Raw genomic sequence first — 320 nt, forward strand, 5'->3', positions numbered from 1 at the left:
CCCGGCCGTATCGTGCTGGAGGCGACCGGTGGTTATGAGTGCGATGTGATGTTCGGCCTGTCTCGCGCCGGTCACGCGGTCTCGCGCCTGAACCCCACACGGGTGCGAGCCTTTGCCACGGCCATGGGCAAACTGGCCAAGACCGATCCCATCGACGCGGCGGTATTGGCGCATCTGGCTCAGACGCTGGAAGAAGCCCCCAGCACTGTGCCTTCGCCGGAGCGCGAGCGGCTGCGGGAGCTGGTGCAGCGCCGCGAGCAACTGGTCAGCCAGCGCGATGATGAGCGTCGTCGTTTGCATCAAGCCCGCGACCCCTTTGT

1 protein-coding gene is annotated in these 320 nt (G+C 66.6%); it reads left to right on the forward strand.

Annotated features, from left to right (window positions below; translation table 11 throughout):
• A partial coding sequence (locus DK254_RS05805) for a transposase (protein ID WP_146219572.1) occupies window positions 1-320 on the forward strand: 320 nt, incomplete at both ends.

It is taken from the genome of Pseudomonas sp. RW407, assembly GCF_003176655.1.
Classification (GTDB): domain Bacteria; phylum Pseudomonadota; class Gammaproteobacteria; order Pseudomonadales; family Pseudomonadaceae; genus Pseudomonas; species Pseudomonas delhiensis.